Origin of the sequence: Stappia sp. TSB10P1A, from assembly GCF_900185725.1 — a bacterium.
GTDB lineage: Bacteria > Pseudomonadota > Alphaproteobacteria > Rhizobiales > Stappiaceae > Stappia.
The window spans coordinates 266,477-278,069 of sequence record NZ_FYAU01000014.1; the positions used below are offsets into that span (position 1 = coordinate 266,477).

Here is an 11,593-nt window from a genome sequence, read left to right on the forward strand (position 1 = left end):
TCGCACACCCACCCGCCCCGGCGGATACTGGATACCTGCCTTCGCAGGTATGACAGCCGTGGAGGTGGCGATGCGCTCCCGCCTCATGCCTGCCAAGGGTGCCTCTGGTTCCCGGATCTTCGGCCTTCGGCCTCGTCCGGGACGACACCCTGAGAGGGAGGCGCGGCCTCGCGCTGCTCCGCGCGGGCGCTTGGGACGGGTGCGCGCTTTCCTCCCCTCTGCCGTCACCCCGGCCAAGCGCAGCGCGCGCCGGGGCCCATTGGCTGCCAGAGCGGCGGCGAGGAGACGCTGGCCGAGCCTCTCGTGCGCCTACACGCCGGTTGCATCCCGCGCACCGCCCCCTCCGGCGTCCTCCTGCGCTCCGCCCTCTCTTTCGTCCTCCCGGACGGCGCGCAGCGCCGAGCCGGGATCGGCGAGCCGAGGGCCTGTCGACGGCACTCCCGAACACCACCACGACCGCCGGGGCTCCCCGATCCCGGGTCTCGCGATGCTCGCCCGGAATGACGCTGGGGAGAGGTTGGAGAAAAACACCCGCCAAGGGTGCCAATGGGTCCCAGCGCGGCACCCGCGCACCCCCCGGAATGACGCCAATGGGGGCGACGAATCCCCCTCACGCCCGGCTGAGGGCCCGCGCCGCCGATTGCGCCAGCGGCGCGAAGCGCTGGGCGAAGTCCTCCGCCTGCCATTCCGACAGCGAGCCGGCGACATGGATCGCCGCGGTCGGACGACCGTCCGGCCCGGTGATGGCGACGCCGATGGCGATCTCCCCCGGCACCACCTCTTCCAGCGCCATTGCGTAGCCGAGTTCGCGCGCCTCGCGCACCTTCTGCCGGATCGGCTCGGGCTCGGTGATCGTCTTCACCGTGATCGGCGTCAGATTCGAGCGGGCGAGGATGTCGTCGACCTCCGCGTCGGGCAACAGCGCCATGATCGCCCGCCCGCCGCTTGCACAGAAGGTGGGCACCGCATGGCCCACCAAAGTGGCGAAGAAGGTTTCGCGCTTGCTCTGGTTGCGCGCCGCATAGACCACACGCAGGTCGTCGAAGAGGCTCAGGTCGACGCGCTCGCGCACATTGCGCCGCAATTCCAGCAGCACCGGCGTCGCCCGCTCCACCAGCGGATTGAGCCGCAGATAGTCCAGCGAATGGTCGAGCAGCCGCAGGCCCGGCACATATCCCCGGTCGGTCGGGTCCCGCTCGATATAGCCGAGCTGCCGCAGGGTGTGGACAAAGCGCTGCGCCGTGCTCTTGCCCATGCCGGCGGCCGCGGCGATCTCGGTCAGCGTCAGCGGCGCGTCGGCCTTGTGGAATGCGGCCATCACGTCGGCGGCACGGGCGATGGAGCGCACGAACAGCGGATCCTGCGCCTGTTCCTCGGGCGTTCCGGCCTTCGGCCTGGCGCGCGGCGACCAACTGGTCATGTCGGGGTCCCTCGAAAAACGTACTGCTTACAAAACAGCATTGACTCGTCAACTTTACCATTCGTATCGTAAAAAAATAATACGATCGTATTATATTTCAATACGCAGGAGGGCGTATGGTTCGCGGGCGCAAGATGGCTCCAACAGGTCCGGGCAGGACGGCATCCGTCGCTGCGCCGGGCTGCTCCGCCAACGCTGCAACCCCGTGGCGGGGGCTTTGATGAGCCGCCGCGTCGCCCTTGCCGGTTTCCTGCACGAAACCAACACCTTCGCCCCCTCGCTCGCAACCCTGGCCGAGTTCGAGCAGGGCGGCGGCTATCTGCCGCTGTCGCGCGGCGCGGAGATCTTCGCCCGCGCCGAGGGCGTCAATCTCGGCATCTCCGGCGCCATCGCCCATGGCCGCACGGCGGGCTGGGACATGGTGCCGGTGCTGTGGACCGGCGCGATTCCCTCCGCCCATGTGACGCGCGAGGCCTATGAGCGCATCGCCGGCGAGATCGTCGCCGGCATCGCCGCGAGCGGCCCGCTCGACGGCGTCTGCCTCGACCTGCATGGGGCCATGGTCGCCGAACATCTCGACGACGGCGAGGGCGAGCTGATCGCCCGTGTCCGCGAGGCGGTCGGGCCGGATGTGCCCATCGCCGTCAGCCTCGACCTGCACGGCAACACCACGCCGCTGATGGTGGAACAGGCCGACCTGCTGGTCGCCTTCCGCACCTATCCGCATGTCGACATGGCGCAGACCGGCCGCCGCGCGGCGCAAGGCCTCGACCGCCTGATGCAGCGCGGCCGCCCCTTCGCCCGTGCCTTCCGCCGGTTGCCGTTCCTGATCCCGATCCCCTGGCAGTGCACCGTCATCGAGCCGGCCCGCACCCTCTACCGCGAGCTGGCGGAGCTGGAGGGCGGCGAGGTCGCGAGCCTGTCCTACTGGATGGGCTTTCCCGCCGCCGACATTGCCGACTGCGGCCAGACCGTGCTCGCCTATGGCGAGACGCAGGCGGCGGCCGACCGCGCCGCCGAGCATCTGGTGGCACGGATCATGGAGAGCGAGGCGGCCTTTGCCGGCCGCGCCTTCACGCCCGACGAGGGCGTGCGCGAGGCGATGCGCATCGCGAAAGGTGCCACCCGCCCCGTGGTCATCGCCGACACGCAGGACAATCCCGGCGCCGGCGGTGATTCCAACACCATGGGCATGCTCAAGGCCCTGCTGCGCAACGGCGCTGAGAACGCCGCCATCGGCCTAATCATTGATCCTGCCGCCGCCCGCGCCGCCCATGCGGCCGGGGAGGGGGCTGAGATCACCATTCCGCTCGGCGGCCAGTCGAACGTTGCCGGCGACAGCCCGTTGGAGGCGACATTCCGCGTTAAGGCGCTGTCGGACGGCGCCCTGCATGCGACCGGCCCCTATTACGGCGGCACCCGCATGAATGTCGGGCCCTCCGCCTGCCTTGCCATCGACGGGGTGCGGATCGTCGTCGCCAGTCACAAGACCCAGATGGCCGATCTGGCGATGTACCGCTATGTTGGGATCGAACCGACACGCATGGACATCCTCGTCAACAAGAGCTCGGTGCATTTCCGCGCCGATTTCGACCCGATTGCCGAGACCGTTCTCGTCTGCACCGCCCCGGGGCCGATGCCCCTCGATCCGGCGGATCTTGCGTGGACGAAGCTGCGTCCCGGCATGCGACTGTCGCCCGGCGGACCGGCCTTCGTGCCGGCAGGCGCCGCGGCGAAGATGCCGCAAGCCATGGAGGGCTGATCCGGAACCTGCGAGGACGCCTGCAGGGCTTGCGTTGCGGAGCGGGAGGAGTTTCCGCTTCGACAAGAAGAAAAACAAAATCACCTGACCAGAAAAGGGAAGCATCATGCTGCATGACACTGCCACCACCTGCTCCACCCGGCGCGGCAAGGGCTGGGCGATGAAGGCCCGCCACACCGTCGCCGGCCTGCTTGCCGGCGCGCTGCTTGCCGGCACCGGCCTCGTGACCCCGGCCGATGCCGCCGGCAAGACCATCACCGCGGTGATGCATTCGGGCCTGCGCGTGCTCGACCCGATCATCACCACGGCGCATATCAGCCGCAACCATGCCTACATGATCTACGACGTGCTGGTCGCGGTGGACGAGAACTTCACCCCGCGTCCGCAGATGGCCGACTGGACGATCTCCGACGACGGTCTCGTCTACACCTTCACCCTGCGCGACGGGCTGAAGTTCCATGACGGCGCCCCGGTCACCTCGGCCGATGCCATCGCCTCGCTGACCCGCTGGGGCAAGCGCGATTCCGGCGGCCAGTTGATCTTCGACATCACCGAGAGCCTTGAGGCCAAGGACGACAAGACCTTCGTGTGGACGCTGAAGAGCCCGTTCCCGGCGCTGCTCGACACGGTCGGCAAGCAGTCGGCGCTGCCGCCCTTCATCATGCCCGAGCGCGTCGCCAGCGGCCCGGCCGACACGGCGGTCACCGACTATGTCGGCTCCGGCCCCTTCATCTTCATCGAGTCCGAGTACCAGCCGGGCGTCTCCGTCACCTATCGCAAGTTTGAGGACTATGTCCCGCGCGACGAGCCGGCGAGCTGGATGGCCGGCGGCAAGGTGGTCCATGTCGACGAGGTCAAGTGGGTGACCATGCCGGACGCCCAGACCGCCATCAACGCGATCATGTCGGGCGAGATCGACTATCTGGAGCAGGTGCAGATCGACCTTCTGCCGATCCTCGCCGCCAGCGACGACGTCACGGTCGAGACCCGCGACGATCTCGGCTATCAGGCCATCGGCCGGATGAACTTCAAGCATCCGCCCTTCGACAACAAGAAGATCCGCCAGGCGGCGCAGATGGCGCTCAGCCAGGCCGACGTGCTCGGCACGCTGATCGGCAACCCGGACTACTACACGGTCTGCGGCGCGATCTTCGGCTGCGGCACGCCGCTCGCCGACGAGTCCGGCGCCGAGACGCTGGTCTCCGGCGGCGACATCGAAGGCGCCAAGAAGCTGCTGGAGGAAGCCGGCTATGACGGCACCCCGGTCGTCCTGATGCAGCCGACCGACGTCGTCAGCCTCACCGCCCAGCCGGTGGTCGCCGCCCAGGCCTTCCGCAATGCCGGCTTCAATGTCGACATGCAGCCGATGGACTGGCAGACGCTGGTGACGCGCCGCGCCAGCCAGGCCAAGCCCTCCGAGGGCGGCTGGAACATCTTCTTCACCAACTGGCTGGTGCCGGAGGTCAACTCGCCCCTGATCAGCCCGATGCTCAACGGCCGCGGCGACAGCGCCTGGTTCGGCTGGCCGTCCGACGAGGAGATCGAGGCCCTCAAGGCCGAGTTCATCGCCGCCGACACGCCGGAGAAGCAGAAGGAGGTGGCGGTCCGGATCCAGAAGCACACGCTGGACAACGTCCTCTACATCCCGCTCGGCCAGTATGCGTCGCCCCAGGCGCGCAGCAACAAGCTGACCGACATGCTGCCTTCGCCGGTTCCGGTGTTCTGGAACGTCAAGAAGGCGGACTGACCGGGCCGTGACGCCCGCCGCCCGGCCCTTTCGGCCGGGCGGCCAGCCTCGCCGATCCGGCATCCGGCCGGTGGCGGAGCGCGGCATGTCCGCCGTTCCCGTCACCGGCCCCGTCCGGGACACCGAACCGTCAGGAGCAGCAACCCGCGATGCTAGGCTATATCCTGCGGCGCATCCTCGCCGTCATTCCCGTGATGGTGATCGTCGCCGTCTTCGTCTTCCTGCTGCTGCGGCTGACGCCGGGCGATCCGGCCGCGATCATCGCCGGCGACATGGCAACGCCCGCCCAGCTTGAGCGCATCCGCACCTCGCTCGGCCTCGCCGAACCGCTGCACGTCCAGTTCTTCACCTGGGTCGGGCTCCTGCTGCAGGGCGATCTCGGCACCTCGCTGATCTCCAACACCGCGGTGACGACGATGATCGGCCAGCGGATCTGGCCGACGATCAACATCGCCGTCATGACCATCCTGCTGTCGGTGGCGATCGCCGTGCCGATGGGCGTGCTCGCCGCCTGGCGGCACCGCACCTGGGCCGATTACGCGGTGATGAGCTTCTCGGTGCTCGGCTTCTCGATCCCGGTCTTCGTCATCGGCTACATCTTCATCCAGGTCTTCTCGATCAATCTGCGCTGGCTGCCGGTGCAGGGCTACACCGCCCCGTCCGACGATTTCGGCCGCTTCCTGGCTCGCGCCATCCTGCCCTGCCTGACGCTGGCGACGATCTATGTGGCGCTGATCGCCCGCATGACCCGCGCCTCGATGCTGGAAGTGCTCGGCGAGGACTATATCCGCACCGCCCGCGCCAAGGGCGTCAGCGAGCGCATCGTCCTGTTCCGCCACGCGCTGCGCAATGCGGCGGTGCCGATCATGACCATCATCGGCACCGGTTTCGCGCTCTTGATCGGCGGCGTCGTGGTGACCGAGAGCGTCTTCAACATCCCCGGCATCGGCCGGCTGACGGTCGATGCGATCCTCGCCCGCGACTATCCCGTGATCCAGGCGATGATCCTGCTGACCAGCGGTCTCTACGTCTTCATCAACCTGCTGATCGACCTGTCCTACACCCTGTTCGACCCGAGGATCCGCTACTGATGTCCCCCCTGTTCCAGCAGCGCGCCTCCAGCGCCCACACGAGGGGGAGGGCGCGCGATGCAGGCTGACCGGCACCCCGCCTCCCGCATGCAGTGGCTGTTCGGGGCGATCGCCCTGCCGGCCGGCTGGCGCCTCGGCGTCGGCCCCATCATCGCCGCCATCGTGCTGGTGGCGATCGTCGCCTCGGCGCTGCTCGCGCCGCTCATCGTGCCGCACAACCCCATGACCATGGACGCCGTCCAGCGGCTCAAGGGCCCGAGCGAGACCTTTCCGCTCGGCACCGACGCCTATGGCCGCGACGTGCTCTCCCGCGTCGTCACCGGCGGGCGCATCTCGCTGCTGATCGGCGTCGGCGCCGCCGTCGTCAGCGTGCTGATCGGCCTGATGATCGGCCTCGTCTCCGGCTTCTTCCGCACCGCCGACGCCGTCATCATGCGGGTGATGGACAGCCTGATGGCGATCCCCTCGATCCTGCTGGCGATCGCGCTGGTCGCGCTCAACGGGCCGAGCATCTGGTCGGTGATGGCGGCGATCACCATCCCCGAGATCCCGCGCGTCGTGCGCCTCGTGCGCTCCGTCGTGCTGTCGGCGCGCGAGGAGCCCTATGTCGAGGCGGCCATCGCGCTCGGCTCCTCCATGCCCAAGATCCTGTGGCAGCACCTGATGCCCAACACCCTGGCGCCGCTGACGGTGCAGGGCACCTATATCTGCGCCTCCGCCATCCTCACCGAGGCGATCCTCTCCTTCCTCGGCGCCGGCGTTTCCACCGAGATCCCGACCTGGGGCAACATCATGGCCGAGGGCCGCGTCTACTTCCAGCTCAAGCCCTCGCTGATCTTCTGGCCGGGCCTGATGCTGTCGCTGTGCATCCTGTCCATCAACCTGCTCGGCGACACGGCCCGCGACGTGCTCGACCCGCGCCTGAAGAAGCGGGAGGCCTGACCATGCTGTTCAAGACCCGCACATTCGACGCGGCGCAGAGCGTCCTCACCATTACCGACCTCACCGTGCGCCTTGCCGGCAATGCGTCCGCCACGCCGATCCTCGACGGCATCTCGCTGCGCATCCGCGAGGGCGAGACCGTCTGCCTCGTCGGCGAGAGCGGCTCGGGCAAGTCGGTCACCTCGCTCGCCGTCATGGGCCTGCTGCCCAAGGGCGCGCTCGAGGTCGCCGGCGGCCGCATCGAGCTGGAGGGCCGCAACCTCCTGGAGTTCTCGCCCCAGGCGATGCGCGACATGCGCGCCAGCAAGATCTCGATGATCTTCCAGGAGCCGATGACCGCGCTCAACCCGGTGATGCGCGTCGGCGCCCAGATCGAGGAGGTGCTCGACACCCATGCAAGGCTCCCGGCGCGGGAGAAGAAGGCCCGCGTCCTCGACATCATGAACCAGGTGCACCTGCCGGATGTGGAGCGCATCTACCGCTCCTATCCGCACCAGCTCTCCGGCGGCCAGCGCCAGCGCATCATGATCGCCATGGCGCTGATCCTGGAGCCCAAGCTCCTGATCGCCGACGAGCCGACCACCGCGCTCGACGTCACCACCCAGCAGCAGATCCTCAGCCTCATCGCCGAATTGCAGGAAAAGCACGGCACGGCGGTGCTGTTCATCACCCATGACATGGGCGTGGTGGCGGAGATCGCCGACACCGTCCACGTCATGCAGTTCGGCAAGCTGGTCGAGCACGCGCCGGTGGAGGAGCTGCTGCGCCGGCCGAGGGAAGACTACACCCGCCGCCTGCTGAAGTCGGTGCCGAGCCTCACCCCGCGCGCCGCCCGGCCCGTGCCGGAGGGCGCCCCGGTGATCTCCGTCGACGGGCTGCAGAAGGTCTACGGCTCGCATGGCGTCTTCCGCAAGACCAAGGAAACGCTCGCCGCCAGCGACGTCACCTTCGCGATCCCCAAGGGCCGCACCCTCGGCATCGTCGGCGAGAGCGGCTCGGGCAAGTCGACCGTCGCCCGCTGCGTCATGCGGCTGATCGATCCGACCGACGGCTCGATCCGCGTCGCCGACAAGGAGATCGCCCGGCTGTCGCGGCGCGAGTTGCGGCCGTTCCGCCGGCACATCCAGATCGTCTTCCAGGACCCGTTCCGCTCGCTCAACCCGCGCTGGACCATCGGCCGCAGCCTCATCGAGGGGCCGCTGAACCTCGGCACCGACAAGGATGCGGCGCTGGCCCGCGCCCGCGAGCTGCTGAAGCTGGTCGGCCTGCCGGACGATGCGGTCGGCCGCTACCCGCACCAGTTCTCCGGCGGCCAGCGCCAGCGCATCGCCATTGCCCGCGCCATCGCCATGGAGCCGGACGTGCTGGTCGCCGACGAGGCGGTCTCCGCCCTCGACGTGTCGGTGCAGGCACAGGTGCTGGAGCTTCTCGACGAGCTCCAGGCCAAGCTCGGCATCGCCATCCTCTTCATCACCCATGACCTGCGCGTTGCCGCGCAGATCTGCGACGAGGTGGTGGTGATGCAGCATGGCCGCGTCGTCGAGCACGACACGGCCGAAAAGGTCCTCGCCGACCCCAAGCATCCCTATACCCGTGCCCTCATCGAGGCCGCCCCCGGCCGCGCCTGGGATTTCGCCAATTTCCGCGAGTTGCGGACGGCCTGATCCCGCGCGCCAACAACGACACCTGGAGGATTTCAAGATGCCCGTATTGCCGCAGATCGCCGGCTATGCCGACGAACTCACCGCCATCCGCCGCGACTTCCACGAGCACCCGGAAATCGGCTTCCAGGAGGTCCGCACCTCCGGCATCGTCGCCGAGCTCCTGCGCAAGTGGGGCGTCGACGAGGTCCATACCGGCATCGGCAAGACCGGCGTCGTCGGCATCATCAAGGGCAATGGCGAGGGCGGGCGCACCGTCGGCCTGCGCGCCGACATGGACGCCCTGCCGATGGATGAGCTGACCAACCTGCCGTATGCGTCCAAGACCCCCGGCGCCTTCCACGGCTGCGGCCACGACAGCCACACCGCCATGCTGCTGGGCGCGGCGCGCTATCTCGCCGCCACCCGCAATTTCTCCGGCACGGCGGTGCTGATCTTCCAGCCGGCGGAGGAGGGGCTGGGCGGTGCCCGCGCCATGATCGCCGACGGGTTGTTCGAGCGCTTCCCCTGCGACGAGATCTACGGCATGCACAACAACCCGCTCGCCCCGCCGGAGCAGTTCGGCATCAAGCCGGGCGCGGCGATGGCGGGGGCCAGCTTCTTCGACATCACCATCAACGGGATCGGCAGCCACGGCGCCATGCCGCACCATGCGCGCGACCCCATCGTCATTGCCAGCGCGCTTGTGCAGAGCCTGCAGTCCGTCGTCAGCCGCAATGTCGAGGCGACCGAGCCGGCCGTCTTCTCCGTCACCCAGATCCATGCCGGCTCGGCCTACAACGTGGTACCGGACAAGGCGGTGATCTCCGGCACCATCCGCTACTTCTCCGACCATGTGCGCGACGTCATCCACCGGCGCGCGGAAAAGATCTGCGCCGGCTTTGCCGAGGCCTATGAGGTCGAGATCATCGCCGACCTGCGCCCGACCTTCGACGTGCTGGTCAACGATGCCGATCTTGCCGAGGCCTATCGCGAGGCGGCGAGCGAGATCGTCGGCGCCGCCAAGGCGACCGTCACCAGGGATCTGGTGACCGGCAGCGAGGACTTCGCCGACATGCTCAAGGTGGTTCCGGGCGCCTATTGCACCCTCGGCCACAAGGGCGAGGTGCCGGTCCACAATCCCGGCTTCCTGCTCGACGACGACATGCTTCCTGTCGGGGCCAGCATCATGGCGCGCATCGTCGAAAAACGCATGCCCTTGTGAGTTTTCGCCCCCCAGCAACCTTTCAGGATCTTTCCATGAGCTATCTTGATCTGCCGTTCGACACGGACACGATGCTTGCCGCCCTCCGGCCCTGGGTCGAATGCGAGAGCCCGACCTATGATGCCGCCGCCGTCGACCGGATGATGGACCTTGCCGCCTATGATCTTGCCGCCGCCGGCGCCGAGATCGAGCGCATTCCCGGCCGCATGGGCTTCGGCGGTTCGGTGCGTGCGCGCATGCCGCACAAGGACTTCGGCAAGCCCGGCATCCTCGTCTCCGGCCATCTCGACACCGTGCACCCCATCGGCACGCTGCAACAGAACCCCTGGCGCGTCGAGAACGGGCGCTGCTACGGCCCCGGCATCCAGGACATGAAGGGCGGCTGCTACGTCACCGTCGAGGTGCTGCGCCAGCTCGCGCTCGCCGGCATCGAGACGCCGCTGCCGGTCACCGTCCTGTTCACGCCGGACGAGGAGGTCGGCACCCCCTCCACCCGCGAGCTGATCGAGATGGAGGCGCGCAAGAACAAATATGTCCTGGTGCCCGAGCCCGCCCATCACGATGGCTCCGCCGTCACCGGGCGCTTCGCCATCGCCCGTTTCAACGTCAGGACCTTTGGCCGGCCGAGCCATGCCGGCTGGGCGCTGAAGGACGGCCGCTCGGCGATTGCCGCCATGGCCCGCAAGATCCTCGAGATCGAGGCGATGACGACGGAGGACTGCACCTTCTCCGTCGGCGTCATCCATGCCGGCCAGTGGGTCAACTGCGTCTCCTCCTCCTGCGAGGCGCAGGTCCTGTCGATGGCCAAGCGCCAGCACGACCTCGACGAGGGCGTCAAGCGCATGCTGGCGCTGAACGGCGAGGAGAACGACGTGGTGATCGAGGTGACGCGCGGCGTCACCCGCCCGGTGTGGGAGCCGGACGAGGGCACGCTCGCGGTCTACGAAACCGCGCGCGGCATTGCCGGTGAGCTCGGCTTCGATCTCACCCATTGCAGCGCCGGCGGCGGTTCGGACGGCAACTTCACCGGCGCCCTCGGCATCCCGACGCTCGATTCCATCGGCGTGCGCGGCTCGGGCCTGCACACGCTCACCGAACATATCGAGGTCGACAGCCTCGTCGAGCGCGGCAAGCTCATCGCCGGCCTGCTCCTCAAGCTGAAGTAACCGCGCGGCGTCCTTCCGCCTCACGTCTGCCGGGGTTGCCATTGGTTCCCGGCTCTCCGGCTTCGCCTGCGGCCGGGACGACATCCGAGAGGGAGGCGCCGCCTTGCCTCCTCTCGGCCGTCACCCCGGCCGCCGTCGTCATGCCGCCGCCTCGCCCCATCCACAGGCCGTCACCCCGGCCGCCGCCGTCATGCCGCCGCCATTGCCCCACCCACAGGCCGTCACCCCGGCCGCGCGCAGCGCAGAGCCGGGGCCTATTGGCTGCCAGAGCGGCGGCGAGGACGCGTCAACATCTCCCCCGCGTCATCCCGCACGCAGCGTAGCGCAGATGCGGGATCGGGGAGCCGGGGGCCTCGCGGCAGCACGCCCGGACGCCGCCGCAACCGCCGTGGCTCGTCGGTTCCGGGTCGCGCGATGCTCGTCTGGGAAGACGCAAGGAGAGGCATTCCGCCTCACTCCGACTGAAGGTGCCATTGGACTTGCTTCGCAAAAGTGGAGAGGGGTTTTGTTATCCGCCCATTTTTTCGAACTGGACGGGGCTGATGTATCCAAGCGCCGAGTGGCGTCTTGAGGGATTGTAGAAACCGTCGATGTAGCGCG

General features: G+C 68.4%; 9 protein-coding genes. 7 read left to right on the forward strand and 2 right to left on the reverse strand.

Annotation, left to right across the window (positions count from 1 at the left end; translation table 11 throughout):
* Nucleotides 1-610: 610 nt before the first annotated feature.
* Nucleotides 611-1,420 (reverse strand): IclR family transcriptional regulator, encoded by an 810-nt coding sequence (locus TSB10P1A_RS04610; RefSeq protein ID WP_186386721.1) that lies wholly within the window; start codon nucleotides 1,418-1,420, stop codon nucleotides 611-613.
* 220 nt (nucleotides 1,421-1,640) lie between these two features.
* On the opposite strand from TSB10P1A_RS04610, the gene TSB10P1A_RS04615 reads away from it, so the two are divergent.
* The 7 genes from TSB10P1A_RS04615 to TSB10P1A_RS04645 all read left to right on the forward strand — a co-directional run bounded on the left by TSB10P1A_RS04615 (nucleotide 1,641) and on the right by TSB10P1A_RS04645 (nucleotide 10,993).
* A complete protein-coding gene (locus tag TSB10P1A_RS04615) occupies nucleotides 1,641-3,182 on the forward strand; it encodes a M81 family metallopeptidase (RefSeq protein ID WP_186386722.1) in 1,542 nt (513 codons plus the stop codon).
* A gap of 160 nt (nucleotides 3,183-3,342) precedes the next feature.
* A complete protein-coding gene (locus TSB10P1A_RS04620; protein WP_186386741.1) occupies nucleotides 3,343-4,929 on the forward strand; it encodes an ABC transporter substrate-binding protein in 1,587 nt (528 codons plus the stop codon).
* A gap of 149 nt (nucleotides 4,930-5,078) precedes the next feature.
* Nucleotides 5,079-6,020: an ABC transporter permease gene (locus tag TSB10P1A_RS04625; protein WP_186386723.1), complete on the forward strand. Its 942-nt coding sequence runs from the start codon at nucleotides 5,079-5,081 to the stop codon at nucleotides 6,018-6,020.
* A gap of 87 nt (nucleotides 6,021-6,107) precedes the next feature.
* Nucleotides 6,108-6,962, forward strand: coding sequence for an ABC transporter permease (locus TSB10P1A_RS04630; protein ID WP_244292986.1), 855 nt, complete (start codon nucleotides 6,108-6,110; stop codon nucleotides 6,960-6,962).
* 2 nt (nucleotides 6,963-6,964) lie between these two features.
* Nucleotides 6,965-8,626 (forward strand): ABC transporter ATP-binding protein, encoded by a 1,662-nt coding sequence (locus TSB10P1A_RS04635; protein WP_186386725.1) that lies wholly within the window; start codon nucleotides 6,965-6,967, stop codon nucleotides 8,624-8,626.
* Nucleotides 8,627-8,663: 37 nt separating this feature from the next.
* Nucleotides 8,664-9,827 (forward strand): M20 aminoacylase family protein, encoded by a 1,164-nt coding sequence (locus tag TSB10P1A_RS04640; protein WP_186386726.1) that lies wholly within the window; start codon nucleotides 8,664-8,666, stop codon nucleotides 9,825-9,827.
* A 35-nt stretch (nucleotides 9,828-9,862) separates the two neighbouring features.
* Nucleotides 9,863-10,993: a M20/M25/M40 family metallo-hydrolase gene (locus tag TSB10P1A_RS04645; protein WP_186386727.1), complete on the forward strand. Its 1,131-nt coding sequence runs from the start codon at nucleotides 9,863-9,865 to the stop codon at nucleotides 10,991-10,993.
* A gap of 508 nt (nucleotides 10,994-11,501) precedes the next feature.
* Here the strand turns inward: TSB10P1A_RS04645 and TSB10P1A_RS23975 are convergent.
* On the reverse strand, nucleotides 11,502-11,593 hold a 92-nt coding region (locus tag TSB10P1A_RS23975; RefSeq protein ID WP_371515068.1), incomplete at its 5' end, for an IS3 family transposase.

What these genes read in the sequence shown, in the direction of transcription:
- TSB10P1A_RS04610 (WP_186386721.1), bottom strand. Translation starts at nt 1,420, where the DNA reads ATGACCAGTTGGTCGCCGCGCGCCAGGCCGAAGGCCGGAACGCCCGAG.
- TSB10P1A_RS04615 (WP_186386722.1), top strand. Translation starts at nt 1,641, where the DNA reads ATGAGCCGCCGCGTCGCCCTTGCCGGTTTCCTGCACGAAACCAACACC.
- TSB10P1A_RS04630 (WP_244292986.1), top strand. Translation starts at nt 6,108, where the DNA reads ATGCAGTGGCTGTTCGGGGCGATCGCCCTGCCGGCCGGCTGGCGCCTC.
- TSB10P1A_RS04645 (WP_186386727.1), top strand. Translation starts at nt 9,863, where the DNA reads ATGAGCTATCTTGATCTGCCGTTCGACACGGACACGATGCTTGCCGCC.
- TSB10P1A_RS04635 (WP_186386725.1), top strand. Translation starts at nt 6,965, where the DNA reads ATGCTGTTCAAGACCCGCACATTCGACGCGGCGCAGAGCGTCCTCACC.
- TSB10P1A_RS04620 (WP_186386741.1), top strand. Translation starts at nt 3,343, where the DNA reads ATGAAGGCCCGCCACACCGTCGCCGGCCTGCTTGCCGGCGCGCTGCTT.
- TSB10P1A_RS04640 (WP_186386726.1), top strand. Translation starts at nt 8,664, where the DNA reads ATGCCCGTATTGCCGCAGATCGCCGGCTATGCCGACGAACTCACCGCC.
- TSB10P1A_RS04625 (WP_186386723.1), top strand. Translation starts at nt 5,079, where the DNA reads ATGCTAGGCTATATCCTGCGGCGCATCCTCGCCGTCATTCCCGTGATG.